Source organism: Micromonospora sp. USAFONa4 (assembly GCF_057197825.1).
In genome coordinates this window covers 6,337,507-6,364,286 of sequence record NZ_CM170072.1, presented here as the reverse complement: position 1 = coordinate 6,364,286, position 26,780 = coordinate 6,337,507, and the positions used below count along the sequence as shown (strand labels likewise).

Genomic DNA, 26,780 nt, shown 5'->3' with positions numbered 1-26,780 from the left:
GCTGATGGACCTGGACGTCTCGGACAAGGTCGCCAGCGTCGTCGGCGGCACGGTGACGCTCGCCACCGCGCTCGTCACCGCGGCCGTCGCCCTCCGCCGCCACTCCCGGGGCCGGCGCGGCTGGTGGCCCGCGCTGCGCCCGGTCTGGCGCGGCGAGGCCGACGCCGGCATCGTCCACCCGCACCGCTTCGGCGGCTACGTCAAGCCGCTGTCCGAGGTGTACGTGCCGCGCCGCGCGGTGCCACGGCTCGCCCCGTCCGGCGACGGCGTCGACGTGGCGGACCTGCTCACCGGCACCGGCAACGTCCTGCTGATCGGGGAGCCGGGCAGCGGCAAGACGGCCCTCGTGCGCTACGAGAGCGCCCGCTCGGCGCGACGGTGGCTCGCCGGGCGCGGGCGGCGACGGCGCTGCCCGCCGGGGCCGGTGCTGGTGAGCCTGCCGGCCGCCGCCCTGGTGCGCCAGCCGCTGTCCGCGGCGCTCGCCGAGGCGTACCCGCGCGACGGCGCCCCGCTCGACGTCGAGCAGGCCCCCGCCCCCGGCCGGCGGTGGCTGGTCTGCGTCGACGCGCTCGACGCCGTGACCGACCCGGACGAGCGGGCCGTCGTGCTGAACCGCCTCGCGGAGCTGGCCCGCTCCCCCGGCCCGGCCGGCCCGCCGAGGCCCTGGCGGGTCCTGGTGACCACGCGGCACCTGGCGGAGGACGAGCTGGCCGTGCTGGGCGACGGCTATCCGGCGTACCACCTGGCGCACTTCACCGACGCGGACGTGGCGCTGCTGGCGGCCCGCTGGTTCCCCGACGGCGCCACGGCCCGCAGGTTCCTGGACTGGACCCACGCCCAGCGCATCACCGGGCCGGTGCACAACCCGCTCACCGCCACCGTCGCGGTGCTGGTCTGGGAGGGCGGGCAGGCGGAGGCGGCCACGCCGGCGGGCCCTGCCGCCCTGCTCGACGAGTTCGTCCGCGCCCTGCTGCGCGGCGGCCGGGCCAGCCTCGACGCCGCCTGCGCGGCGCTGCGGCGCCGCCCGCCCGACGGCGAGGTGGTCGCCGCCTGGCTGGAAACCCGGCACACCGACCTCGTCGAGGTGGCGGCGACCGCCACCGTCGCCGGCGGCGACCCGGTGGCGGCCGTCGTCGACTGGTCGGCGGCCCACGCCCCGGCTCCCCCGGCGACGGTGCTGCCCGACTGGCCCGCGCGGGTACGGCAGATCCTGCTCGCCACCGACCTGTTCCGGGCCGACCGCCACGCCCTGGCCTCGGTCTGGCCCAGCCTGGTGGAGTACCTGGCGGCCGGGCCGCTCGCCCGTGACTGGCGGCCCGACGAGTGGGTGACGCTGATGAACACCGGCTCGGCGCGATTCGTCGCGTTGCAGGCGATCAGCCGGGCCGCCGTCACGCCGGCCTTCCTGCGCGCCCGGCTGACCGAGCCGGTCGGGGCGATCGCCGCGGGTCACCTGCTCGCCGGCCGGGGCACGGCCGCCGCCGGCGCGCCGGCGTTCCGGGCGGACGTGCTGGCGGCGCTGCTCACCCACTGGTCCGACGGCGCGGACGGTGCCGGCGGCCGGGACGCCGCCCGGGAGTGCTTCTCGCTGTTGACGACGCTGGCGGCGGACCGCGCCGACCGGGACCTGCTGCACGAGATCGCCGCGGATCCCCGGCGGCCGGGTGAGGTCCGCCGGGCGGCGGCACTCTTCTTCGCCCTGCGCACCCGCAACGCCCACCGCTCCCGGGCGGAGTCTTGACCCCTGCCCGGCGCAGCGGTGGGCGTCGCGGGCGTTCGCCTACGCCGCCCGCTGCGGGCCGACGACGGTCCAGCACAGGCCGGCGGGATCGCGCAGCGTCACCTGGCGCGACGGATCCGCCGGCGTCTCGACGCGGGCACCGGCGGCCACCGCCCGCCGCAGCACCGACTCGGGGTCGGTCCGCTCGATGGTGAGCACGTCGTCGCGGCTCTCCACCGTCGACGGCGCGCCCGCCTCGTACCACTCGCTGACGGTCAGGCGGTGGCCGCCGACGGCCAGTTCCGCGTGCAGGACGTGCCCGTCGAGCAGGCACTCCCGCACGATCGCGACGGCGTCGAAGACATCCGTGTAGAAGGCGATGGCCTCGTTCGTGTCGCTGACTGTCAGGTGGGGACCCGGCCGGTGGTTCTGTGCCCTCATGTGACTGGTGCCGCCCTTCCCCTACTCGGCGATCCGGGTCCGACCGGTCCAGCGGAAGACCACCGGAAGGTCCACCGCCGGCGGGGTGGCGCCCCGTTCGAAGTGCTCGTACCCGCCGTAGTGCAGGACCTTGATCTTCTCCTCCGCCCGCGCCACCTGGCGGCTGCGCAGGTCGGCCGGCAGATCGACCGGACCGCCCTCCAGGACGACGTCGATGACGCCGACCGCGTCCCGGGTGACCGGATCAGCTTGCGAAACGTCCTTCATGGCACGACCTCCGTCGCATTCCGCACACCTCGGACGAGCCGCCGCACGGCGGCGGACGCGTCCACACAGGCCTGACGACACCCGTTGCCGGGTGAACGGACGCTTCGCGGTCGAACGCCCTTGTCCGGTGACCGGGCGCCCGTTCTGCTCCGAACGTAATCCAGATCACATTCGGCGGACACCCTTAGGCCACCCCTAGGAACGGCCCTGGGCAGCCACGACGTCCCCCGCACCCGCCACGCGGGTGCGGAGGATCACTCCCAGCGGAAGAACCGGGTGGCCGCCGCGGAGCCGACCACGGCCGTCACCGCCAGGGCGATCAGCTGCGGCAGCTCCGGGTTGGCGCCCGCCCACGCCGCACCGAGGGTGTCCACCGTGGCACCCAGCGGCGAGTAGTCGGCGATGGCGGCCAGCGCGCTCGGCATCCGGTCGCGGGGCAGCCAGGCGCCCGCCAGGAAGAGCAGCGGGAAGAACAGCGCGGGACCGATCGACTGCGCCGCCCGGGCGGACGGCGCCAGCGCCGCGATCAGCAGACCGACAGCGAAGAGGCACGCCACCCCGAGCAGGAAGGCCAGCACGAAGCCGGGAACGTTGGCCGGCGCCGGCTGGTCCAGCAGGAACCGTACGGCGATCGCGGTGACCACCGCGCCGAGGACGCCCATCACCAGGTTGACCACCACCTGCGCCACCAGCAGGAGGCCGGGCTGCACCGGGGTGGTCGCCAGGCGGCGCAGCACCCGGCGTTCGCGGTAGATGCCGAGCGCCATCGGCAGGGTGAAGAGCGCGAGCATGCCGATGGTGAGGGCGAGCGCCAGGGACGGCAGGAAGGTCTGCTCGGCGTGCTGCCCGGTGTCGGCGGCCGTGCCGGCGCGCTGCGGCAACCCGAAGACGAGCATCAGGCCGATCGGCAGGGCGAACACGAAGAACAGCGACACCGGTTCCCGCAGGAACAGCTTCGTCTCGACGGCGATCAGCTTGGACAGGGCGCTCACGACGACCTCCCGTCGGTCGGGGACTGCGCGGCGGTCCGGCCCGAGCGGCCGGTGAGGGAGACGAACGCGTCGTCGAGGGTGGGCTGCTCGACCCGCAGCGCGTCGTAGCGGATCCCGCGCCCGTTGAGCACGGACAGGACCGACTGGAGCACGTCCTTCGTGCCGGTCACCGTCACCTCGTCGCGGTAGCGGGACACCCCGGTCACGTCGGGCGCCGCGAGCAGCAGGGCGTCCTCGACCGGCTCGGCGGGACGGAAGTGCACCCGGTGCTCGCTGCCGACCCGGGTGAGCAGGCCGGCGGGGCTGTCGATCGCCACCACCCGACCCTTGTCGATGATCGCGAGCCGGTCGCAGAGGCGTTGCGCCTCCTCCATGAAGTGCGTGACCAGCACGACGGTGACGCCCCGGTCGCGGATCCGCTCGACCAGGTCCCAGGTGTCCCGGCGGCCCTGCGGGTCGAGGCCGGTGGTCAGCTCGTCGAGAATGGCGACCTCCGGCCTGCCGACCAGTGCCAGGGCCACCGACAGCCGCTGCTTCTGCCCGCCGGAGAGCTTCTGGAAGTAGGTGTTGCGCTGCTCGGCGAGGCCGAGGTCGGTCAGCAGCTCGTCGATGTCGGCCCGGTTGCGGTAGAAGGACCGGTACAGGTCCAGCGCCTCCCACACCCGTACCTTGTCCGGCAGCTGGCTCTCCTGGAGCTGGGCGCCGACGCGCTGCCGCACCTCGGTGCGGTCGCGGACCGGGTCCAGGCCGAGCACCCGGATGGTGCCGCCGTCGGGACGGCGCAACCCCTGCACGCACTCGACCGTGGTGGTCTTGCCGGCCCCGTTCGGGCCGAGCACGCCGAAGATCTCGCCCTGTTCCACGGTGAAGGAGACGTCGTCGACCGCGATCTTCTCGCCGTACCGTTTCTGCAGATGATCGACTTCGATGACCGGCATTGGGGGTGGTCCTCCTTCACGTGCGGGTTGCCGTCGAGAAGGGCGGGACCCCTCGGCTGATCGCGGCGTCGGCTTGCGGGAACGGGCCGGCCGGCCGGCGCCAGGCCGACCGACGCCCGACATCATCCGGCCAACCGATGTGCCGATCAACTGATCAGCTGACAAATCGGGGGTATCGAACCGGGAATCGGCCCGGGACAGGGGTGCCGACCGCGAACGCGGCGCGGGGGCAGGGGTGCCGTCCGGTCACCGCAGGTGTCCGTCGACGCGGGTCGGTCACCGGCGGGCCGGGCAGAACGGCAGCAGCTCGTCGAGTCGGGTCAGGACGACGTCCGGGCCGGCGGCGCGCAGGGTCTCCTCGTCGGACTCGCCCCACAGCGCGGCCACCGCAAGCACCCCGGCCGCCCGCGCGCTGGCCAGGTCGCTGGGGGCGTCGCCGACCATCAGCGCCTCCCCGGGGCGGGCCCCGAGCAGGCGCAGCGCCCGCCGCACGATGTCCGGAGCGGGCTTGGGCCGGGGCACCTCGTCCGAGCCCACCACGTGGTCGACCAGCGGCAGCAGACCGAGCCGGCCGAGCAGGTCGCGGGCGCGGACCCCGCTGCGGCCGGTGGCCACGGCCAGCCCGATCCCCCGCCGGCGCAGGGTGCGGAGCAGCTCCGGCACCCCGTCGACGGGGGTGACCCGGTGCGCGAGGCGGTTGCTCTCCCGCACGAACGGCCCGGCCACCGTCGCCGGCAGGCCCATCAGCTCCAGCACCTCCGGCAGGTACCGGCCCGGGTGGCGGCAGTATTCCTCGACCGGGGCGACGCCGTCGCCGACCACCTCGGCGTACGCGAGGGCGAACGCCTCCCTGGCGACGGCGAGACTGTCGACCAGCACCCCGTCGAGGTCGAGCACCACGGCCCGGGCGCCGCCCGGTACCGCCGTCCACGCCGTCGCGTCCGCGACCACCGACGTCACCTCCCGTCCGTCCGACCCGGCGCGCCGCCCGGTAGGGGTGGCAGGCCGGGGTGCCCCCGACTACGGTCAGGACCGTCGTTCCGGGCCCGCCGGCGCGGCGCACCGCGCCCACCTGGATCCGCCGGCGCCCCACCGACCCTACCGGCGTCCCGGGGGCCCGCCGTCCGGCCGCCGCGGCACGCCCGGCCGGACCGGCCCGGGCCCGAGCCGCTGGAGAGGGATCGCACCATGCCGCTGCTGAGCTGGCTCGCGGGAGGCACCGACGAGCGTCCGGACGCCATCCGCGTCGACGATCGCGCGGTGTCCTGGGTGGAGCTGCGCCGCCTGGCCGCGGCGGTGGCCGACGAGCTGCGCGGCGTCGACCGGGTGGCCATCGAGGCCACGGCGACCCTGGAGACGGTGGTCGGGGTGGTCGGCGCCCTGACCGCCGGGGCGGCGGTCGTGCCGGTCCCGCCGGACGCCGGGCCGATGGAGCGCGACCACATCCTGCGCGACTCCCAAGCGACGGCGCTGCTGGTCCCGGCCGGCGCGGAGCGCACCGCCGAGGGCGCTGGCCGGGCCGTCGTGCCCGTCGACCTGAGCCGGCGCTCGGACACCGTCCACCCCGAGCCGGACCCGGCCAGCACCGCGGTGATCCTCTACACCAGCGGCACCACCGGCGCCCCGAAGGGCGCCGTGATCTCCCGCCGTGCCGTCGCCGCCTGCCTGGACGGGCTGGCCGACGCCTGGGCGTGGACGCCGGACGACCTGCTGGTACACGGCCTGCCGCTGTTCCACGTGCACGGGCTGGTGCTCGGCGTGCTCGGGCCGCTGCGGCTGGGTGGCCGGCTGCACCACGTGGGCCGGCCACGACCCGAACGGTACGCCGCCGCCAACGGCTCGATGTACTTCGGCGTGCCGACCGTGTGGTCCCGGATCGCCGCCGACCCGGACTCGGCACGGGCGCTGCGTTCGGCGCGACTGCTCGTCTCGGGCAGCGCGGCGCTGCCGGCGGCCGTCTTCGCGGACCTCGCCACCCTCACCGGGCACCGGCCCGTCGAGCGGTACGGGATGACCGAGACCCTGATCACGGTGAGCGCCCGGGCGGACGGCCCGCGCCGGCCGGGCACCGTCGGGCTGCCCCTGCCCGGGGTGCGTACGCGGCTGGTCGACGAGAACGGCGCCACGCTCCCCGCCGACGGGGCGGCGATGGGCGAGCTCCAGGTCGACGGCCCCACCCTGTTCGACGGCTACCTGAACCGTCCGGACGCCGACGCGGCGAGCCGCACCCCGGACGGCTGGTTCCGCACCGGGGACGTCGCCACCGTCGACCCGGACGGCTGGCACCGGATCGTCGGGCGGGCGTCCACCGACCTGATCAAGAGCGGCGGCTACCGGATCGGCGCCGGCGAGGTGGAGGACGCCCTACTGGCGCACCCGGGGGTCCGCGAGGCCGCCGTGGTGGGCACCCCGCACCCCGACCTCGGCCAGCAGGTCACCGCGTACGTGGTGGGCGACGGGGTCGACGGGGCCGAGTTGATCGACTTCGTGGCCCGGCACCTGTCGGCGCACAAGCGGCCACGCGAGGTGCGCCTGGTCGACGCGCTGCCCCGCAACGCGCTCGGCAAGGTGCAGAAGACCAGGCTGACGGCGGGCTAGGGCACGACGGCCGGGATGCTGATCGCGGTGGCGACCAGTCCCCGCTCGACCAGGAACCTGCCGGCGAAGGCCGTCACCGGGGTCCCGCCGAGGACCGGGCCGGGCACCAGCAGCCGGGCCTCGAAGGTGCCGGCCGGATCGATCACGATGTCCGCCTCCGAGAAGTCCAGCCACCGGCCGGTGAGCGGGAACCACGCCTTGTACACCGACTCCTTCGCGCTGAACAGCAGGCGGTCCCAGCAGACGGCGGGGCGGGCCGCGCCCAGCGTGGCGGTGCGCGCCCGCTCGGCCGGCAGGGCGATCGCGTCGAGCACCCCGTCGGGCAGCGGCGCGTGCGGCTCGGCGTCCACGCCGAGCGTGGCGAACGCGGTCGTACGGCCGAGGACCGCCGCCCGGTAGCCGTCGCAGTGCGTCATGCTGCCGACCACGCCGGCCGGCCAGACCGGGGCGCCGCGGGCGCCGGAGACGATCGGCACCGGCGCGAGGCCCAGTTCGCCGAGGGCCGTGCGGGCGCAGTGCCGCACGGTGGTGAACTCCCGGCGACGCTTCTCCACCGACCGGGCCACCAGCGCCTCTTCCTCGGGGAACAGGGGCAGGCCGGCGGGGTCCGTGAAGGCCTCGGCCACCGCCACGGCGGGGGGCAGGATCTGCTCGATCACGTCCGCCGATGCTAGGCGCTGCGGCGAGCCGCGCCGCGCCGGCACCGACGGTACGGTGCACCATAGGGGTCGGGTACGGGTGCCGGGCCGCGCGGGCGGCTGCCAGTCTGGGGGCGGGCCCCGGTTCCATGGGCGGGGTACGCGGATCTTGGTCGGATGGATGCGGGAAAAGCGATGCTCACTGGCAAGGTGGTGCGGTTCGACGAGGTGCGGGGCTACGGGTTCATCGCCCCGGACGACGGCAGCGACGACGTGTTCGTGCACGCGAACATGCTGGACGGCGACAAGTGGGCGCTGACGCCCGGTGTCCCGGTGGAGTACGAGGCGGTGGGGACCGACCGCGGCCCCAAGGCCGTGCTGGTGCGGGTGGTGGGCGCCGCCGTGGGCACGGAGCGCAACGGGGCGGCCGGCACCTCGGCGCCCTCCCGGGCCGGCGTGGCGTTCACCGGCGGGCGCAGCAGGGACGGCGGTCCGGCCACGGGCGGTGCGGAGGACGACGAGGGCCTGTGCGACGTGCTCTCCGAGCGGGCCTTCTGCACGGAGACCACCGAGGCGCTGGTCACCTCCGTGCCGGACCTGACCGGGGCGCAGATCGTCGCGGTGCGGGCCCGGATGCTGGACCTGGCCCGACGGCACGGCTGGGTGGAGGGCTGACCGCGGGGCGGACGCCGGTGGACCGCCGCCCACTCCCCCGGTCGGCTCAACCGGCGGCGATCAGCAGCGACTTCCTGATCCGGCCGAGCGCGCTGCGTGGCAGCTCGTCGACGAAGTGCACCCGCCGGGGCCGTTGACCCGCGGAGAGGTACCGGCCGACGTGGTCGATGAGCACCTGCGCGGTCAACCCCTCGGCGACTACGTACGCGGTGACCTGCTCGCCGAGCGCGGGGTGCGGGGTGCCGACGACGGCGGCCTCCCGGACACCGGGGTGGCTCAGCAACGCCTCCTCGATCTGCCCGGCGTGCATCCGCCGGCCCCGGCAGTGCAGCACGTCGAGCCCGCGCCGACCGATGATCCGGTACGAGCCGTCAGCGGCCACGGTGGCCAGGTCGCCGGTGGCGTGCCAGTGACCGGCGGCGGGGCCCCGCCCGCCCTCGACGTAGCCGCTGAACAGCGTCGGCCCGCAGATGCTCAACTCGCCGACCGACTCGCCGTCGGCCGGCACCGGTCGGGCCTCGCGGTCCAGCACCCGGGTCTCCACCCCGGGCAGGGGGGTGCCGACGGCGCCGGCGACCGTGGGGTCGTCGGCCCGCCCGGTCAGCGCGATGAGCGTCTCGGTGGTGCCGTACGCCTGGACCGGCGTGTGCGAGGTGAGCAGCCGGAGGCGTTCGGCCACGGCGCAGGCCAGTGGGGCGTCCGCGGAGATCAGGATCCGCGCCGCCGACAGCGACCGGGCCCAGTGGGCGTTCAGCGCGATCTTCGCCCACTGCTCGGGCAACCCCAGGTACATGGTGCCGACCGGTCCGGCGGCGGCGTTGCGGTCGAGGTGGACGAAGCGACTGCCGACCCGCAACGCGCCGAGCAGGCCGACGACCAGGCCGTACGCCCGGAACAGCGGCGCGCCCTGGACCACGACGTCCTCCTCGTTCCACCGCCACGCGTCGGCCAGCAGGTCGAGGTCGGCGGCGATGGCGCGGCGCGAGATGCGTACCCCGCGCGACGGCCCGCCGGCGCCCCCGGTGTAGAGGATGACCGCGTCGGTGCCCGGCGCCGGCTCGGGGTGCGGTGTCGAGGAGCGCTCCCGCAGGTCGACCGGGACGGTGGGCAGCCGGTGGGTGTCGGACCGGTGGCGGCCGAGGAGCACCGTCGCCCCGGACTGCCGCAGGATGCGGCCCCGTTCGCACTCGTCCGCGTCGGGGGGCAGTGGTACGAGCGGGACGCCCGCGTGGACGGCGCCGAGCATTCCCACCACCGTCTCCAGGTTCGGTGTGCCGTCGACGGCGACCGCGACCGCACCCCTGATCCGGTCGGCGACCGCGGTGACGCAGCCGAGCAGGGCCTCGCTGGAGAGTGTGCCGCCGGCCACCGTGACCGCATCGGCCCGGTCCGCGCCGAATCCCCGCAGCGCCGGCAGCAGTGTCATCTGCGCTATCCCCTGCGGAGGGCGGCAACGAGTCGCGGCGGCAGGTGGAACATCACGACGGCCACAGAACCCTTCAGGTCACGGGGGCACGGCCCCATATCCGACTATCCCGATGCTGGAAACGGGTGCCCCGAAATTAGGCCGGGCTATCGGCCCGGCACAACCCCTAGCTGCCCGGACCGGGTCCCCTGCAAGGCCGACAGGCCAGGTAGGACAGGATCTCGTCCGGTTTTCGGCACCGGCGGGCCGGACCGCCCTTTCCCGTGGCCGACACTATGGATGGACGACGACTCGCCGACAGAGACGGACATTGGAGTCGACTTTTGACGAAAAATTGCCGAGCAGCAGTAATGGATCGTTGGGACATTGATGTCGGTTACACTTGTCCGACCGCATTCCGTCACCCACGCAGCGACACCGGCGCCCGCCGACAGGCCCCAGGGCACATAATTCTTTTTTAACAACATAATCGGTGAATTTCCCAAAGGTCCGAATCGGACGGCGCATCGGCGACGCGCGCCGAGTCCCGATCCCGGGCGACCCGGCGGCCCGCAGTCGCACTTCGGGCAGGCGATGTCGCACGCCGCAACAATCGGGAACCTTTAACAATTGTCGAGCCGCCCGCCCGCGCCCGGGAGCGACTCGTCGCCGGTTCGGCCCGGCGGGCCGGCAGGCACCCCCGACCCCCTTCCGACCGTCAGCGCTCCCACGCCGGGCCGCACCGCGCCCATGGCCACCGGGCCGCGCGCCGACCATGTTGACACTGAGTTGAGCAGCGCTTACCCGGGATGACGTCGAGGGCTTCCGGCCCAACCGACGCGGGGACGGCCGCCGACGGAAGGCGATTTCGCCGCCGACGGGCCGACGACGGGAACTCCGTCGCGGTGACGACGTGGACACGCACCGGACGCCTAGCACGCAAGAACGCGTCCGCCAATCGCCGAGCGGGCCGGAAAAGGCGCGACCAATGGGCCACGGCGGCATACTGTCACGTTACGGGATCGCCCGGCGACTTTCCGCTGTCGCCCGTACGCGCGAAGCCGGCTCGGGCCGATGCGAGACAGAACCGATGTTTGCCCATCCTTTACAAACCTCGGCTTGCCGCCCAATTGCCGAACTGCCATACTCCCACCATCACGGTGGTCGATAGGGGGAAGGCCGACCCGGAGAGGCTGGGGAATTATCACCGACGCTGGTGGGGACGCGACCCGGAGTCGCCAGCCGGTCAAGTCGGTCGATGGTTCGCCGGCCATGCTCGACGGTCGTCTATATTTGCTAATAATGGAATGGGTCAAGAATTGCCGGTCTCCGATTTCGTCGAGCTCCAGGGGCGCGCAGGGCGGGCGGCCCCTCCGGTGACCGCGGACCGCACGCTCCTCCGGGGGCCGCGTCGATGGAGCTGACCGAGCGGTCGTGCCTGCTCAGCATGCTGGAACGCCGGCTGACGGACCTGTTAAGCAGTGGGGCCTCCCCGACCAACCGGACCGTCGCCGTGCTGACCGGCCCGGTCGGCACCGGCAAGACCACGCTGTTGCAGACCTTCGCCCGGCAGGCGTGCGACTCCGGGGCACGGGTCCTCGGCGCGAGTGCCTCCCGCGCCGAACGCACCGTCCCGCTGGAGGTCATCCGGCAGATCGTGCGGGCGGCGCCGTTGAGTGGAGCCGGCAACCCCGACCTCTGGGCCCGCCTCGGGCGGCTGCTGGACGCGGGCGCCCTCACCTGGACCGACGCCGACGACACGGACCACGAGGACACCGCCCTGGCCACCGCCGCGATCGGTGGGGCCCTGCTGGAGATGACCGCGCAGGGGCCGTTGGTCATCGCGGTCGACGACATCCACCACGCCGACGTGCCGTCGCTGCGTTGCCTCGACTACGTGGCCCGACGGATCTCCGGGCTACCCGTGCTGATCATCCTGACGGAGGCGCCGCGCACCCGGCCCTGGCGGCCCGACGTGCACGCCGAGCTGCTGCAACCCGCGCGGCTGCAGCGCATCCGGCTGCCGCTGCTCACCGCCGACGGGACGTTCCAACTACTCGCCCGGCGACTCGGCGTTCCGGTCGCCCGCACCATCGCCGAGGAGAGCCATCGGATCAGCGGCGGCAACCCGATGCTGGTGCAGGCGCTCGCCGAGGACCAGGCGGCCGCGCCCCGGCCCGCCGACCGTCCCGTGGTCGGGGAGTCGTTCCGGGAGGCCGTGCTCAGCTGCCTGTACCGCTGCGACCAACTGGTGCTCAACGCCGCCCGGGTGCTGGCCGTGACCGGCGAGCCGCTGCACGGCAGCCTGCTGCCCCATCTCGTCGACGCACGGTCACGGGCCGCGCTCGGAGCGATCGACGACTCGACCAGCGCGGGACTGATCACCGAGCAGGGGCTGCGCCATCCGGCGGTGAGCCAGGCCGTCCTCGACGGCATGACCGCCGAGGAACGCGCACGGCTGCATCTGGAGGCGGCCTGCCTGTTGCACGACGACGGCGCGGCCCCGGCCCGGATCGCGCCGCATCTGGTCGGGATCGACGAGCTGGCCGAGCCCTGGATGGCGCAGACCCTGCTGGACGCGGGCGAGCAGGCGCTGCGCGACGGCGAGATGGAGACCGCGCTGCGTTACCTGCGCCGCGCGCACCGGAGCTGCGCCGGCGAATGCCTGCGGGCGCGGATCCGTTCCGCGCTGGCCCGCGCCGAGTGGCGTCTCGACCCGCAGGCCGCGATCCCCCACCTGGTCGGCGTCGTCAGCGCCATCCGCGCCGGGCACCTCGGCAGCCAGCAGGCCGCCGGCGCCATCCACTACCTGCTCTGGCACGGCGAGATCGACAAGGCCGTCGATCTCGTCAACCACCTGAGCGAACGGACGGACAGCGCCGACCCGAGGTCCGCCGCCGAACTGCTCGTCACCACGGGCTGGATGTCGACCCTCTACCCCGGCGTGATGGTCGACCGCCCCGCACCCGCCGTGGCCGCCCGGGACCCGCTCACGCTGGCCAAGGTCAAGCGCGGGATCGAGGGCGCCACCCTGTTGTCCGCCGTGCTCGACCGCGGTGACGCCAGCGCGGTCGAGCAGGCCGAGCGGGCGCTGTCGACCACCGGGCTGGACGACGAGCCGAACATGTGGACCGCCGTCTGCGCACTCATCGCCATGATCTACGCCGACCGGCTGGACCTGGCCGACGACTGGTGCGACCGGCTGGGCCGCAACCCCGCCACCCCGCGCTACCCCACCCCGTCGGCGACGCTCGCGGCACTCCGGGCGGCCGTCGCCGGGCGGCTCGGCGACCTGCCCCGCGCCGAGAAGCTGGCCGACGAGGCGCTCAGTCAGCTCTCGCCGAAGGGCTGGGGGGTGGTGATCGGGATTCCGCTCGCCGTCCGGGTACGGGCCCTCACCTTCATGGACCAGCTCGACGCGGCCGCGGCCTCCCTCCAGGTGCCGGTCCCCCCGGCGATGTTCGAGACCCCGATCGGGCTGCACTACCTGCAGGCCCGCGGGATGCACGCCCTCGCCGCGGAAAGCCCCGAGGCGGCCCTGGCCGACTTCCAGCTCTGCGGGCAGCTGATGAACCGCTGGCGGCTGGACTTCTCGGGCCTCGTCCCGTGGCGGACCGAGTCCGCGCGGGCGCTGCTCCGGATGGGCCGCCGCCAGCAGGCCGGCCGGTTGGTACGCGAAGAGCTGGCCCGGCTGCGGCCCGTGCACGTGCGGCACCGGGCCGCCGCCCTGCGGGTGCTGGCCGCCACCGAGGACGGGCCGGACCGGATCCCGCACCTGCGCAGCGCCGTCCGGCTGCTGCGGCAGTGCGGTGACCGGATGGAGCTGGCGCACAACCTGGCCGACCTCGGCCAGGCCTACCAGCAGGTCGGCGACCGGCGGCAGGCCCGCGTCGCGGCGCGGTCGGCCCGGCTCCTCGCCGAGGAGTGCGGGATCCCGATGCTGCGGCCCGGCCTCTCCGCCAGGAGCGGTGGCGCCGAGGGTGCCGGCGCGACGGCCGTCGTCCGGGGACTGACCGACGCGGAGTGCAATGTGGCCACCCTGGCCGCCCAGGGCCACACCAACCGCGAGATCGCCGAAAAGCTCTTCCTGACCGTCAGCGCCATCGAGCAGCGGCTGACCCGCATCTACCGCAAGCTGGACGTCAACTCGCGCAGCGAACTGGCCGCCCGGCTGCGCATGAACCGACCCGGCGCGACGGTCCTGGACCCACCGCCGCGAGGCAGGGACGACCCGGGCCACCGGCCCGGCGGGCCCCGGCCGCGCTGACCTTCGCCGGCAGACCACCGCTCCTGCCCCGCCGACCGTCCCGGCCGCGGCTCACCGCCGGCCGTGGTCTCCTGGGCCTGTCCCGGACCGGATCGTCGACCTGCGGTCGCACGAGGGTCCGCACGACCACGTCGCCCTGCACCTGCGGCCAATCTCGGCGTGGGCCACCGCCGGCCGTCCGCCGTCGTTCGCCCCGGCTTCCGCCGGTCTCTGCTGTCGACTGTGGAGGGTTGGCTTCGGCCGCCACCTGCGCCGACCGTCGCCGGGTGTCCACACCCCAGCACTGAGCGTGCAACCGGGCGTGCGTCGCGAAGCCCGATGTGACACCATCAAGCCGCACACCCGACACCAGCCCCTCACCGTGTCGCCATCTCCCCCGCCGGGTCGAGTCCGACACCCCTTCATCGCTCTTCGCGCAACCCCTAAATGCGTTTCAGGGCCGCAGGTTTGTGCGCGAAACGATGGGGTCTCGCGCCCGTTGTCGCACACCCACGCCGGTGCCAGACTCCCCTGAGCACCCGGACCGTACGGCGAAAACCCCGGTCCGGCGAAAGATTTCCAGGTCCACCCGGCACGGCGGCCCGGTGCGCTCCACCCCTACCCGGAAGACGCGGGTGGAGGGGCGGCTGTCCGGCAAGGGGGAGGCGGCGTCGGCAACACCGGGGTTCCCGGTCCCGCGCCGCGTAGGAGAAGGGCTGACACGTTGGTGTTGGTGCAGCAAGAGGAGCAGACGACCCGTCTCCGGCACGCGTTCCGGGCTTGTGAGGACCAGCAGCGCGGACACGTCGCGCTGGTCACCGGCGCCGTGGGCAGTGGCAAGACGAGCCTGCTGGAGTCGTTCGGCGAGTGGGCGGCGGGCGCCGGCGGGCAGGTGATGAGCGCCGCCGGCTCCCGGGCCGAGCGCGGGCTCCACCTGGGAGTGGTCGGACAGCTGTTCCACAGTGCACGGCTCACGCCGGAGGCCGCGGCCCGGGTCGAGAAGCTGATGCGGGACGCCACCTTCGCCGTACCGCTGCCCGAGCCCGGCGCCGAGGCGGCCGACGGCGACCGGGCCTGGGCCCCCCTGCTGCACGGTCTCTTCGCCACCCTGCTCGACCTGACCGCCGCCGGACCCCTGGTCCTCGTCGTCGACGACGTGCACCACGCGGACCCGGCCTCGCTGCACTGCCTTCTCTACGTGACCCGCCGGCTGCGCCACGCCCGGATCATGGTCGTGCTCGCGGAGGCCTCGACGCTGCGGCCGCCGCACCCGCTGTTCCGCGCCGAGCTGCTCAGCCAGCCGCACTTCTCCCGCATCGGCCTGCCGCCGCTGACCGTCGACGCCGTCGCCCGGCTGGTCGGCGGCGAGGCCGACAACGCCGACGCCCGGCGGACGGCGGAACGCTGCGTCCGCATGACCGGCGGCAATCCGCTGCTCACCCGGGCGCTGCTCGAGGAGCGGGCCGGCGCGGAGACGAACGACGAGTACGGCCCGCCGGTCGGCGACGCGTTCGACCAGGCGGTGCTCGGTTGCCTGTACCGGCACGAGCCGGGGGTGCGCCGGGTGGCGCAGGCGCTGGCGGTGCTCAACCGGCCCGCGACGACCGAACTGCTCGGCCACCTCCTCGACGTGGTGCCCGAGTCGACGGCCCCGGCGGTGAGGGTGCTGCGCACCTCGGGCCTGATGGAGGGCGACCAGCTGCGCCACCCGCGCATCCTGCGGTCGATCCTGGGCGACATGTCGGCCGACGAACGGCGGAGCCTGCACCAGCGCGCCGCCGAGGTGCTGCACGACCACGGCGCCGAGCCGAGCGTGGTCGCCGAGCACCTGGTGGCCGCCGGCTCGGCGAGTGCGCCCTGGGTGGTGCCGGTGCTCCAGGACGCCGCCGGCCACGCGCTGGCGTCGGGCCGGCCCGACGTGGCCGCCGCGTGCCTGCGCCTGGTCTCCCGCGCCCCGGTGGACGCGCAGCAGCGGACCGCCACCACCGAGATGCTGGTGAACGCCCGCTGGCAGATCAACCCGCTGGCCGTGAACGGGCAGCTGACCGAGCTGGTGGAGACGGCGCGGGCCGCCGGGTGGTCCACCGACGCGGGCCTGTCGGCCGTGCCCTACCTGCTCTGGCAGGGCCGGGTGGACGAGGCCACCGAGGCGGTCAGCGCCTTCCCGACGGACGAGGAGCACGGCTCGGCCGGCACGGCCGGTCGCCTGCGGATGATGCAGCTGCTGGTCTCCCTCTCCCACCCGGAACACCTGACCACCGTGCGGGAGACCCCGAGCGCCTGGAGCCGGGCGGCGAGCGCGCCGACCACGATCAGCCCGCTGCTCCAGGCGGTGACGGTGCTCGGCACCGCGCTGACGCCGGCCGCGGACAACGACACCGTGGCAACCGCCGAGCAGCTTCTCCAGCGCCACCACACGGACGACGGCGCGCTGGGTCTGCTGACCGCTCCCCTGCTGGCGCTGCTCTGGGCGGGTCGGTCCGACCGGGCCGCGGTCTGGGGAGACGTGCTGCTCGGCCGGCCGGCGGCCCAGCACGCCCCGGTGTGGCGGGCCGTCATCCGGGCGGTCCGGGCGGAGGCGGCGTTGCGCGTCGGCGACCTGCCCGGCGCGGAGCACCACGCGCGGGCGGCCCTGGAGGACATGCCCGCCCCGGCCTGGGGCGTGACGGTCGCCGGCCCGCTGGCCACGTTGGTCGCCTGCGCGACCGAGTCGGGCCGGTTCTCCGAGGCCGAACGGTGGCTCGCCCACCCCGTCCCGCCCGGCATGTTCCGCACCCCGCTGGGCCTGCACTACCTGGCCGCCCGGGCCCGGCACCACCTGGCCGTGCGCCGGCCGCACGCCGCCACCACCGACCTGCGCCGGTGCGGCGAGCTGATGCGCGCCTGGGGCATCGACGCCGCCGGGCTGGTGCCGTGGCGGCTGGAGCTGGCCCGGGTGCAGCTCAGCGTCGGCAACAAGACGCAGGCCACGCAGCTTCTCCAGGAGCAGCTGCGGGTGCCGCACGGGGTCGACGACCGCACCCGGGGCCGGACGCTCCGGCTGCTCGCCACCACCGCCGCCCAGGACCACCGGCGCAAGCTGCTCTCCGAAGCGGTCAACCTGCTCCAGTCCAGCGGCGACCGGCTGGAACTCGTCCGGGCCCTCGGCGACACCGGCCAGACGCTCCAACGTGCCGGGGACTCCGCCCGTGCCCGACTGCTCGTCCGCCGGGCGTACCAGCTCGCCCAGGACTGCGGGGCGTCGGTGCTGGCCCAGCGGCTGATCCGCCGGGAGCCGGGCAGCGGACTGCCGGCGTACCCGGCCGCCGCCGAGTTGCAGGAGCCGGACGACGGGCTGAGCGACGCCGAACGCCGGGTCGCCGCGCTGGCCGCCCAGGGGCACACCAACCGGCAGATCTCCAGCAAGCTCTTCATCACCGTGAGCACGGTGGAGCAGCACCTGACCCGGGTCTACCGCAAGCTCGACGTCAAGCGGCGCACGGACCTGCCGTCCCGGCTCGTCGCGTACGCGGAGGCGCTGGCCGACGAGACCCAAGGCGCCGCGTCCTGACCGACGTCGCGGGGGCGCGGTGGGTGTGGCCCACCGCGCCCCCGCGGCGCGTACGACGACCGGGAGATCAGCCGACGGCCAGCCCGACGGCACGACGGGCCGCCGCCTCGTCGCGGTGTTCGAGCACGAGGTCGGCGGCGGCGGTGACCCCGCCGGCCTGCCGCATCCGCCGGCTCCACAGCTGCGCCCGCGCCCGGAACGTCTCCTCGCCGAGCAGCCGCGCGAGCTTGGCGAGGATGTCCTCGACGTCCGGCGAGTCGGCGCGCTCGACGGACAGGGCCACCCCGCTGTCGACTGCGCGCACCGCCCCGTCGGGGCAGTCCAGCCAGAACGGCATCACCAGCTGCGGCACGGCGAAGTGGACCGCCTCGTGGATGGCGTTGGCGGCGCCGTGGTTGAAGAAGACCCGCACGTGCGGGTGGGCCAGCACCCGGTGCTGCGACGGCACCCACGCCTCCACCCGCAGGTTGCCCGGCAGCCGCCGCGCCGGCGGGAGGAGGTGCTGCTGGCGCGCGGGCACCTTCCACAGCACGGCGTGCTCGGGCCCGAGCCGGTCGGCGATCTCGACGATCGCGTCCACCTGGCCGCGCGACAGTCGCATGATGGTGCCGAAGCCGACGTAGACCACCGAGGGGTGCGCGTCGAGCCACCGGGTCAGCTCGTCGTCGCCGTCGGCCGGCGGAAGTTCCCGGGGCACGACGGGACCGAGCATCCGCAGCTTCTCCGGGGCGGTCGCGAAGGGATACTCGAAGCCGAAGACCGTGTACGCCATGAGCGCCGCGGCGGCCTCGACGTAGCCCGCCGGGCGCATCTCCGGGTTGTGGATGCCGGCCGCCTTCCGGGCGGCCACGGCGGCGAGGCTGCGCCGTAGCCGGTCCGGCTCCATCAGCGCCCGCACCAGCCGGTTGCGGAAGCCGAGGTTGGCCGCCTGCTGCCGGGGCGTCATCCGCTCCGGCAGCCCGGAGAACGGGGCCGGGTAGCGCGCCGGCAGCTGCTCCTGGAAGAAGTTGGACGGCGGCAGCGAGATGCTGACCACGAAGGGCAGCTGCCGGGTCTGCGCCGCGTCCATCGCCCAGCTGGCGAGGCTGTCGACCACGGCCACCACCGGCCCGACCTCGTCGATGACCTGGAGGCAGCGCCGGTGGAGCTGCCGCACGTGGTCGTAGTCGGTGCTGACGTCGAGGTACCGGGCGAAGCTGGTCGCCCGGTCGCCGGTGGTCAGCAGCCGGTACGTCGCGTCGTCCCAGCTGTCCGGTGACGACTGCGGCCGGGCCGGGCCGAGCGAGACGAACGAGACCTCGCCCGGCCCGCGCAGTCCCTCGACGTCCGCCCGGCGGTCCTCGGTCGATGCGAACCAGATGTTCCCGACGCCCCGGGCCTTCAACTCGCCAGCGATGCTGAGCAGCGGGTTGAACATCCCCGCGCTGTTGTAGGCGACGACGAGTACCGCCCGGTCACGGTCGTTTCCGGTCATGTCCACCGTCCGTCACTCCTTCCCGCCTGTGCGGCGACCCGCGCCGTCCGACCCTGGAGTACGCCGCACCGACGGGCTGTTCGTGGAGCCGTTCGGTCTGCGGCCGGGCCGGCACCGACGTTCGTCGGTGCGGCAACGTTCGGCGGAGCCCTGAGGGGACGGTTGCCACTCCGAAGCAGCCGGAAGGATGAGCCACCGCCGTCCGTACAGCCTGCCACGGCTGACATGACGGTGCCCATCGAGCAGGTGAAATTTCTTCCTGATAAATCCGGAAGGAGTGGCCCGATCTGCATTTGCGCTGGTAAATGGCAGATGGCCCGAGCCGCAGGTGCGGCTCGGGCCATCGGCGGGTCGGATCCTGTCGGCTAGTCCACGGCGCGGCGCATGAAGCCGCGCATGCCGATCATCGAGAACACCACGAAGACCCCGGTGAGGACGCACATGCACAGCCACAGCGGCAGCGACTCGACCCCCGGCGGGCCGACGAGCGACCGGGTCGCCTCGCTGATGTAGCTGAGCGGATTCAACGAGCAGATCACCTGGTACCAACGCAGCGAGTCCAGGCCCAGCAGCGGGAACTGGGTCGCGCCGGTGAACATGATCGGGGTCATCACCACGGTGAACATGATCTGGATGTGCTGCGTCGGCACCAGCGTGCCGAAGGCGAGGCCCACCGCCGCGCCGACCAGCGCACCGATCGCCAACACCCCGACCACCTTGAGCACGACCGCCCAGGGCCAGGTGACACCGAGCATGAGCATGCCGACCGGGATGAGCACCACGCCGGCGATCAGGCCACGGATGCCGCCGAAGACGATCTTCTCCAGGGCCACCAGCGGAATCGCCATGGGCGACAGGAGGCGGTCCTCGATCTCCCGGGTGAAGGAGAAGTCCATCATCATCGGCAGCGCGGTGTTCTCCAGGCCGATCAGGAAGGCGTTCAGCGCGATGACGCCGGGCAGCAGCACGTTGGAGAAGTCGTCGCTGGCGTAGCCCAGGTCGCTGAGCACCTTGCCGAAGATCAGCAGCATGAACAGCGGCTGGATGAAGACCTGGAGCAGGAAGCCGACCAGCTCCCGGCCGGTGACGAACAGGTCCCGCGAGAGCACCGCCCGGAACGTGGCGAACTGGTCCAGCGCGCGCACCGGCGGCGGCGACGAGGCCGGCGACGGCGCGGACGGGGGGGCGGGGGCGGCGACGCTCACCGAAGTTCCCTTCCGGTCAGGTGGATGAAGACATCTTCCAGGCTGGGCTGGCCGATGTTCAGGTCACGGACCTCGCAGCCCAGGTCGGCGAGGATCTTCATCGCCATCGGGATGGCGTTGGCCGGCTGGCCGCTGGTGTAGACCCGGAAGGAGAGCGGGGCGTCCGGGTCGGCGGGGGCGTCGGGGGCCGGCGCGGGCATCGGCATCGCCGGCATGCCCGGGAACGCCGGCGCGGCGACGGGCGCCGGGGCGGTCACCTTGAAGTGTTCCACCTGCTCCACGTCCGGGATCGCGTCGAGCGCGTCCCGCACCTGCTCGGCGGGGGCGCCGGGGGTCACCACGAGGGTCAGGGTGCTGCTGCCCGGCAGCGTACGGGTCAGCGCGGACGGGGTGTCCAGGGTGAGCAGCTTGCCGTGGTCGACGATGCCGACGCGGTCGCAGAGCTTCTCGGCCTCGTCCATGTCGTGCGTGGTGACCACCACGGTCACCCCGGACCGCTTCAGCTCGGCGACCCGGTCGTGCACGAAGAGCCGGGACTGCGGGTCGAGGCCCGCGGACGGCTCGTCGAGGAAGAGCACCCGGGGCGAGTGCATCAGCGCGCGGGCGATCATCGTGCGCTGGGCGAGGCCGCCGGACAGGAAGTCGGTACGGTGGTTCGCGAAGTCCTTGAGCCCCATCTGGTCCAGCAGCTCGTCCGCCCGCCGGATGCGCTCCGCCCGGGGCACGCGGTGGTACGCCGCGTGGAACAGCAGGTTCTGCCGGACGGTCAGCGCCCGGTCCAGGTTCACCCGCTGCGGTACGACCGCCAGCAACTGCCGCGCGACAGCGGGCGCGCCGATCACGTCCGCGCCGCACACCCGGGCCCGGCCCGAGGTGGCCCGCACCCGAGTGGTCAGCACCCCGATCGTCGTCGTCTTGCCCGCTCCGTTCGGCCCGAGCAGGCCGAAGACCTCACCGGCGGCGACGGAGAAACTCAGCCCGTCCACCGCCGGTGGCATGTTGGGCTGGTACCGCTTGACCAGCTCCGTGACCACCACTGCCTCGTCCACGTCGTCATGCTCCGTCCTGCAACGTCGGTTCGATAGATGTGTGTGCGCCGATAGGGGGCGCTAGGGGCACGCCAGGGGCGGGAACGGTCACAGACCCCGCGCGGCCAGCCACCGCTGGAGCGTTCCGGCGAGTTCCGGCCCCCGGTCGGCGACCATGCTGAAGTGGTCACCGGCGGCGTCCGCCACCTCGTGCGGGTAGGGCCAGCGGGACCGCCAGCCGTCCTCCTCGCCGTTCCACTCCCCCAACGGCTCGCTGGCCCGGACCAGCAGGGTCGGCGCCGCCATCTCGGACGGCTGCCAGTCCAGGAACAGGGGCAGGTAGCCGGCCCACGCGGTCGTCCGCCAGTCGTCCATCGGCGTGTACGCGGTCTCCCGGTCGATCATCCCGTCGAGCAGCTGCGGCACCCATCCGCCGAGCACCTCGCTGTTCGCCGGGTAGGTGTCCATCAGCACCACCGCGTCCGGCGAGCGGCCCTGGCGTTCCAGCTCGCCGGCGAGCAGGTTGGCCACCATCGCGCCACCCGAGTGACCGGCCAGCACGAACGGGCCGGCGCCGACGGCGCGCAGCACCGTGTCGGCGTGCACCCGCAGCAGGGCGTCGAGGTCGGCGGGCAGCTCCTCGCCCACGCCGAACCCGGGGTTGGGCAGGGCCCAGACGTTGCGCACCCCCCGGAAGCCTGCGGCGAGCCGGGCGTACTCGTGGGCGCCGGAGAGCAGGGACATGGTGCAGCAGCACACCAGCTGCGCCGCGGCGCCGCCCTCGGCCAGCCGCAGGATGCCGGCCGGGCGGGTGAGCTGCGCCGGCTCGCTGAAGCTGGGCCGGAACTGCGCGAGCTTGACCAGGAGCTCGGCGTACCCGGCGGGATCCTCGCGCGCCTTCGGCTGGTTGAACAGCCCGCCGAGCAGTCCGCCGCCGGAACTCTCCGCAGCGGGTCCCCCGGCGGCGTCCGCGCCGTCCCCGGCCGCGTCCGCGCCGCCGAGCTGACCGAGCAGGTGGCGGGCGAGCGCCGTAGGGGTGGGATGGTCGAAGAGCAGGGTGGCCGACAGCTCCGCCCCGGTCTCCTGGCACAGCGCGTCGCGCAGCTCCAGGGCGGTCAGCGAGTCGAAGCCGAGCTCCAGGAAGTCCCGGTCTGCCTCGACCGCCCCGGGCGAGGCGTGCCCGAGCACCGTGGCCACGCGCGCGCGGACCAGATCCAGCAGGATCCCGAGCCGATCGCCGGCCGGCGTGCCGGCCAGCCGGTCCCGGAAGGCCCGGGCCGGGTCGGTCGCCTCGCCACCGGGGCCGGCGTCCCGGTCCGCGGCCGCCGCCGCCTCGGGCACGCCGCGCAGCAGCGGTGCGGGCCGCACGGCGGTGAAGGCCGGCACGAACGCCGGCCAGTCGAGGTCGGCGACCGCGAGCTGGTCGTCGCCGCGGCCCACGGCCTGCTGCAACGCGGCCACGGCCAGTTCGGCGGGGAGCGGACGGACCCCCCGGCGGCGCAGCTGTGCCGGGTCGGTGACCTCGTCGGCCCAGGGCACCCACGCGACGACGGTGGCCGGGTGGCCGGCGGCGCGCCGGCCGGCGGCCAGCGCCTCCAGCCCGGCGCCGGCGGCGGCGGCGACCGCCGCTCCCCCGCTGCCCCAGACGGCGGCCGTGGAGGTGAAGACCACGAACTCGTCGATCGGTCGGCCGGCGCAGGCCCGGTCGAGCAGCTCCACCCCGGCGGTACGGGCGGCCACGGCGTGGGCCAGGTCGCGCGAGTCCAGCGCCGCGACCGGTTCGCCGGCCCCGTCGGAGTCGGCGACGTGCAGGACGGTGCGGACCACGGTCCCGGCGTCGGCCAGCCGGTCCAGCGCCTCGGGCAGCCCGTCGAGGTCGTCGACGACGGTGACGGCGACGTCCGGGCCGACCGTGCCGGCGGGCACCCCGGGACCGGCGAGGACGAGATGGGTGGCGCCACGGTCGGCGAGCCACCGCAGCAGGTGCGGGGTGCGCACCGCCGCGGCCCCGTGCACCAGGACCCCGCCCCGGGGCCGCCAGTCCGCGTCGGCGGCGGTGCCGGCCGGGGCGCGCGACAGCCGCCGCGCGTACACCTCGCCGGAACGCACCGCCAGCTGGTCCTCGTCGCCGCCGGCCGCGACGAGCCGGGCGAGCGCGGCGAGCGCGGCGTCGTCCGGCTCCGCCGGCAGGTCGACCAGCCCGCCCCAGAGGCGCGGCTGTTCCAACGCCAGCACCCGACCCAGGCCCCAGAGGTACGCGCCGGCGACGCCGGGCGCGGCATCGTCGGCGTCGACGGCCACCGCGCCCCGGGTCACGGTCCACACCGGCGCGCTGCCCCCGGCGAGGGCCCGGACGAGCGCGGCCGTCCCGGCCAGCGCGACCGTCCCCGTGGCCTCCGCCGCCAGCAGCGAGACCACGACCGACGGGGTGCCGCCGGCCTGCGCGACGGCCCGGGCGATCCCGTCCGGGTCGTCGCCCACGGTCACGAGCACCGGGTCCAGTGCCTCGGCGCGCAGTGCGGCCAGCACGCCCGTGGCGTCGGTCCGCGTCCCGGCCACCACCAGGCAGCCGCCGGTCGTCGCGGTGCCGGAGGGCGCGGCGACGCGGACCCAGTCGGCGCGGTACCGCAGGCCGTCCAGGGCGGAGCCGCGGCGCCGCCGGTCCCGGTAGGACGCCAGGGCGGGCAGCAGTTCGGCGAGTACCTCCTGCCGGTCGGCGTCCAGGCCGAGCGCGGCGGCCAGCGCGGCCGGCCGGTCCTGGGCCACGGCGGCCCAGAACTCCTCGTCGTCGCTCGGCGCGGCGGGCTGACGGAGGTCGACGGCGGGCGGATCCGGCCAGTACCGCTCGTGGTGGAAGGCGTAGGTGGGCAGCTCGACGCGCGCGGCGTCGCTGCCGGCGAAGAGGGCCGGCCAGTCCACCCCGGCGCCGCGCAGGTCGACGGCGGCGAGCGCGGCGAGCAGGCTGGCCGGCTCGGGCTGGTCCCGGCGGCTGAGCGGCACGAAGGCCGCCGGCTCGACGTCGGGCAGGCACTCGCGGGCCAGCGCGGTCAGGGCGCCGTCGGGGCCGAGCTCCAGGAAGGTCCCCACGCCGGCGGCGGCCAGGGTGGCGACGCCCTCGTGGAAGCGGACGGTGTCCCGGACGTGGTCGACCCAGTAGCCCGGGTCGCTGGCCTGGGCGGCGGTGAGCGGCTCGCCGGTGCGGTCGGAGACGACCGGCAGGGTCGGCGGATGCCAGGTGACCTTCTCCGCGACGACCCGGAAGTCGGCCAGCATGGCGTCCATCCGGGCCGAGTGGAAGGCGTGGCTGACCCGCAGCCGGCGGGACCGCCGGCCCTCGGCGGCGAGCCGCGCACCGGCTGCGAGCACGGCCTCCTCGTCGCCGGAGAGCACCACCGACCGGGGGCCGTTCACGGCGGCCAGCGACACCCGCTCGTCGAGCAGCGGGGTCACGTCGGCCTCCGACGCCCGTACCGCCAGCATCGCCCCGCCGGCCGGCAGCTGCTGCATCAGCCGGCCCCGGGCGGCCACCAGGGCCGCGGCGTCGGCCAGCGACAGCACGCCGGCGACGTGCGCCGCGGCCAGCTCGCCGACCGAGTGGCCGAGCAGGTGCTGCGGGCGCAGCCCCCACGCCGTGACCAGCCGGTAGGCGGCGACCTCGTAGGCGAACAGTGCCGGCTGGGTGAACTCGGTACGGTCCAGCAGCGCCGCCTCGGGCGAGTCGGGATCGGCGAAGACCACCTCCCGCAGCGGCCGGCTCAGGTGCCGGTCCAGTTCCCCGACCACCTCGTCGAAGGCGGCGGCGAACACCGGGAACCGGCGGCACAGCTCGGCGCCCATGCCGAGGCGCTGGGCGCCCTGGCCGGTGAAGAGGAAGGCGACCTTGCCGGCCGGGCGGGCCACCCCGCGTACCACGCCGGACGTGTTGCGCTCCTCGGCGACCGCGCGCAGGCCGGCCAGCAGCGCGTCGCGGTCCTCGCCGATCACCGCTGCCCGGTGCGGCAGGGCCGCGCGGGTGGTGACCAGCGAGTACGCCACGTCGGCCGGGGCCAGGTCGGGGCGGTCGGACAGGTGGTCCAGCAGCCGCCGGGCCTGCCCGGCCAGGGCCGGCGCGGAGCGGGCGGAGACGATCCAGGGGGTCGGCGGGGCGGGCGTACCGGCCGGCCGGGCGTCGTCGGTGTCCGCTTCGGCGGCCTGCTCGATGATGACGTGCGCGTTGGTGCCGCTGATCCCGAACGCGGAGACCCCGGCCCGGCGCGGCTGCCCGGTCTCCGGCCAGGGCTCCGCCCCGGTCAGCAGGGACACCGCCCCGGCCGACCAGTCGACGTGCGGGGTGGGCTCGTCCACGTGCAGGGTGGGCGGCAGCACCCCGTGCCGCATCGCCAGGACCATCTTCATCACCCCGGCGACGCCCGCCGCCGCCTGGGTGTGCCCGATGTTCGACTTCACCGACCCCAGCCACAACGGCCGGTCGGCGCGGCGGTCCTTGCCGTACGTGGCCAGCAACGCCTGCGCCTCGATGGGGTCGCCCAGCGTCGTGCCGGTGCCGTGCGCCTCGACGACGTCCACCTGGTCGGCGGTCAGCCCCGCGTTGGTCAGGGCCTGCCGGATCACCCGCCGCTGGGACGGGCCGTTCGGGGCGGTCAGCCCGCTGCTCGCCCCGTCCTGGTTGACCGCGCTGCCGCGCACCACGGCGAGGACCGGGTGGCCGTTGCGGCGGGCGTCGGAGAGCCGCTCGACCAGCAGCATGCCGGCCCCCTCGGACCAGCCGGTGCCGTCGGCAGCGGCGGCGAACGACTTGCACCGGCCGTCGGTGGACAGGCCGCGCTGGCGGGAGAACTCGACGAAGACGGTCGGGGTGGCCATCACCGACACCCCGCCGACCAGCGCCATGGTGCACTCCCCCAGCCGCAGCGCCTGGCAGGCGAGGTGCAACGCGACCAGGGACGAGCTGCACGCCGTGTCCACGGTGACCGCCGGCCCCTCGAGTCCCAGGGCGTACGAGATCCGGCCGCTGGCCACGGCCGCGGCGCTACCGGTGCCGAGGTAGCCCTCGACGCCGCCGCTGACCCCGGTGAGCAGCGCGGCGTAGTCGCCCTGGCTGCTGGTCGCCGCGTACACGCCGGTGGGCGCGCCGCGCAGCGTGGTCGGGTCGATGCCGGCCCGCTCGAACGCCTCCCAGGCGGTCTCCAGCAGCAGCCGCTGCTGCGGGTCCATCGCGAGGGCCTCGCGGGGACTGATGCCGAAGAAGGCGGGGTCGAAGTCCCCGGCGGAGTAGAGGAACCCGCCCTCGCGCACGTACGACGTGCCCCGGCTGTCCGGGTCGGGATCGGGGTCGTAGAGCGCCCCCAGGTCCCAGCCCCGGTCGTCGGGGAACGCCGACATCGCGTCGGTGCCGTCGGCCACCAGGTCCCACAGCTGCTCCGGCGACCCGACGCCGCCGGGGAACCGGCAGCTCATGCCGATGATCGCCACCGGCTCGCTGAGCGCGGCGGTGAGCTGCTGGTTCTGCTGCTTGAGCTTCTGGTTGTCGAGCAGGGACGCGCGCAGCGCGCCGACGACCTCGTCCAGTGAAACACTCATCGGGGGCTCCTCAGGGCCGGCCG

Annotated in this window: 15 protein-coding genes and 1 pseudogene; 5 read left to right on the top strand and 11 right to left on the bottom strand. The window is 74.7% G+C overall.

The genetic code is table 11. The features are described 5' to 3' along the window. Positions 1-4 precede the first annotated feature (4 nt). Complete coding sequence (locus AC0OO9_RS27335) at positions 5-1,741, top strand: AAA family ATPase (RefSeq protein WP_484513389.1); 1,737 nt, start codon at positions 5-7, stop codon at positions 1,739-1,741. Between the two features lie 39 nt (positions 1,742-1,780). On the opposite strand, the gene AC0OO9_RS27330 is transcribed toward AC0OO9_RS27335, so the two are convergent. From AC0OO9_RS27330 to AC0OO9_RS27310, 5 genes are all read right to left on the bottom strand, one after another. Continuing rightward, on the bottom strand, positions 1,781-2,161 hold the full coding sequence (locus AC0OO9_RS27330) for a VOC family protein (protein ID WP_425878164.1): 381 nt from the start codon (positions 2,159-2,161) through the stop codon (positions 1,781-1,783). A 21-nt stretch (positions 2,162-2,182) separates the two neighbouring features. After that, positions 2,183-2,428, bottom strand: a complete 246-nt coding sequence (locus AC0OO9_RS27325) for a DUF5988 family protein (protein ID WP_421449133.1) — start codon at positions 2,426-2,428, stop codon at positions 2,183-2,185. A gap of 254 nt (positions 2,429-2,682) precedes the next feature. Next, positions 2,683-3,420 (bottom strand): ABC transporter permease, encoded by a 738-nt coding sequence (locus AC0OO9_RS27320; protein ID WP_121397818.1) that lies wholly within the window; start codon positions 3,418-3,420, stop codon positions 2,683-2,685. After that, positions 3,417-4,358 (bottom strand): ABC transporter ATP-binding protein, encoded by a 942-nt coding sequence (locus AC0OO9_RS27315; protein ID WP_311410136.1) that lies wholly within the window; start codon positions 4,356-4,358, stop codon positions 3,417-3,419. Before AC0OO9_RS27315 ends, AC0OO9_RS27320 begins: the two co-directional genes overlap by 4 nt. 276 nt (positions 4,359-4,634) lie before the next feature. After that, the gene (locus tag AC0OO9_RS27310) at positions 4,635-5,309 is read right to left on the bottom strand and encodes an HAD-IA family hydrolase (protein WP_484513387.1); all 675 of its coding nucleotides are present in this window, start codon (positions 5,307-5,309) and stop codon (positions 4,635-4,637) included. Between the two features lie 237 nt (positions 5,310-5,546). Between AC0OO9_RS27310 and AC0OO9_RS27305 the strand changes: the two genes are divergently transcribed. Continuing rightward, positions 5,547-6,956: an acyl-CoA synthetase gene (locus AC0OO9_RS27305; protein ID WP_484513386.1), complete on the top strand. Its 1,410-nt coding sequence runs from the start codon at positions 5,547-5,549 to the stop codon at positions 6,954-6,956. Here the strand turns inward: AC0OO9_RS27305 and AC0OO9_RS27300 are convergent. Beyond that, a complete protein-coding gene (locus tag AC0OO9_RS27300; protein WP_484513384.1) occupies positions 6,953-7,615 on the bottom strand; it encodes a 4'-phosphopantetheinyl transferase family protein in 663 nt (220 codons plus the stop codon). The two genes, AC0OO9_RS27305 and AC0OO9_RS27300, sit on opposite strands and share 4 nt — an antisense overlap. 174 nt (positions 7,616-7,789) lie before the next feature. On the opposite strand from AC0OO9_RS27300, the gene AC0OO9_RS27295 reads away from it, so the two are divergent. Next, the gene (locus AC0OO9_RS27295; RefSeq protein ID WP_484513383.1) at positions 7,790-8,269 is read left to right on the top strand and encodes a cold-shock protein; all 480 of its coding nucleotides are present in this window, start codon (positions 7,790-7,792) and stop codon (positions 8,267-8,269) included. Positions 8,270-8,315: 46 nt separating this feature from the next. Here the strand turns inward: AC0OO9_RS27295 and AC0OO9_RS27290 are convergent, their stop codons facing one another. Then, positions 8,316-9,695 carry an AMP-binding protein gene (locus tag AC0OO9_RS27290; RefSeq protein ID WP_484513382.1) on the bottom strand — a complete coding sequence of 460 codons (1,380 nt, stop codon included), beginning with the start codon at positions 9,693-9,695 and terminating at the stop codon, positions 8,316-8,318. A gap of 1,393 nt (positions 9,696-11,088) precedes the next feature. Between AC0OO9_RS27290 and AC0OO9_RS27285 the strand changes: the two genes are divergently transcribed. Together AC0OO9_RS27285 and AC0OO9_RS27280 are read left to right on the top strand one after the other, a co-directional pair. Then, on the top strand, positions 11,089-13,941 hold the full coding sequence (locus AC0OO9_RS27285) for a helix-turn-helix transcriptional regulator (protein ID WP_484513380.1): 2,853 nt from the start codon (positions 11,089-11,091) through the stop codon (positions 13,939-13,941). A 712-nt stretch (positions 13,942-14,653) separates the two neighbouring features. Beyond that, the gene (locus AC0OO9_RS27280) at positions 14,654-17,470 is read left to right on the top strand and encodes a helix-turn-helix transcriptional regulator (protein ID WP_484513378.1); all 2,817 of its coding nucleotides are present in this window, start codon (positions 14,654-14,656) and stop codon (positions 17,468-17,470) included. Positions 17,471-17,537: 67 nt separating this feature from the next. On the opposite strand, the gene AC0OO9_RS27275 is transcribed toward AC0OO9_RS27280, so the two are convergent. The 4 genes and pseudogenes from AC0OO9_RS27275 to AC0OO9_RS27260 form a co-directional block, all read right to left on the bottom strand. Beyond that, complete coding sequence (locus AC0OO9_RS27275) at positions 17,538-18,944, bottom strand: glycosyltransferase (RefSeq protein ID WP_484513376.1); 1,407 nt, start codon at positions 18,942-18,944, stop codon at positions 17,538-17,540. A 365-nt stretch (positions 18,945-19,309) separates the two neighbouring features. Beyond that, positions 19,310-20,149: an ABC transporter permease gene (locus AC0OO9_RS27270; RefSeq protein ID WP_484513375.1), complete on the bottom strand. Its 840-nt coding sequence runs from the start codon at positions 20,147-20,149 to the stop codon at positions 19,310-19,312. Then, positions 20,146-21,198: an ABC transporter ATP-binding protein gene (locus AC0OO9_RS27265; RefSeq protein WP_484513374.1), complete on the bottom strand. Its 1,053-nt coding sequence runs from the start codon at positions 21,196-21,198 to the stop codon at positions 20,146-20,148. The genes AC0OO9_RS27270 and AC0OO9_RS27265 overlap by 4 nt, the downstream gene beginning before the upstream one ends. Before the next feature lie 87 nt (positions 21,199-21,285). Then, a pseudogene (locus AC0OO9_RS27260) lies at positions 21,286-26,757 on the bottom strand (type I polyketide synthase); the annotation flags it as partial. Between the last annotated feature and the right edge of the window lie 23 nt (positions 26,758-26,780).

Coding starts and splice junctions, on each gene's coding strand:
- AC0OO9_RS27335 (WP_484513389.1), top strand. CDS start 5: ATGGACCTGGACGTCTCGGACAAGGTCGCCAGCGTCGTCGGCGGCACG.
- AC0OO9_RS27330 (WP_425878164.1), bottom strand. CDS start 2,161: ATGAGGGCACAGAACCACCGGCCGGGTCCCCACCTGACAGTCAGCGAC.
- AC0OO9_RS27325 (WP_421449133.1), bottom strand. CDS start 2,428: ATGAAGGACGTTTCGCAAGCTGATCCGGTCACCCGGGACGCGGTCGGC.
- AC0OO9_RS27315 (WP_311410136.1), bottom strand. CDS start 4,358: ATGCCGGTCATCGAAGTCGATCATCTGCAGAAACGGTACGGCGAGAAG.
- AC0OO9_RS27305 (WP_484513386.1), top strand. CDS start 5,547: ATGCCGCTGCTGAGCTGGCTCGCGGGAGGCACCGACGAGCGTCCGGAC.
- AC0OO9_RS27295 (WP_484513383.1), top strand. CDS start 7,790: ATGCTCACTGGCAAGGTGGTGCGGTTCGACGAGGTGCGGGGCTACGGG.
- AC0OO9_RS27290 (WP_484513382.1), bottom strand. CDS start 9,695: ATGACACTGCTGCCGGCGCTGCGGGGATTCGGCGCGGACCGGGCCGAT.
- AC0OO9_RS27285 (WP_484513380.1), top strand. CDS start 11,089: ATGGAGCTGACCGAGCGGTCGTGCCTGCTCAGCATGCTGGAACGCCGG.
- AC0OO9_RS27275 (WP_484513376.1), bottom strand. CDS start 18,944: ATGACCGGAAACGACCGTGACCGGGCGGTACTCGTCGTCGCCTACAAC.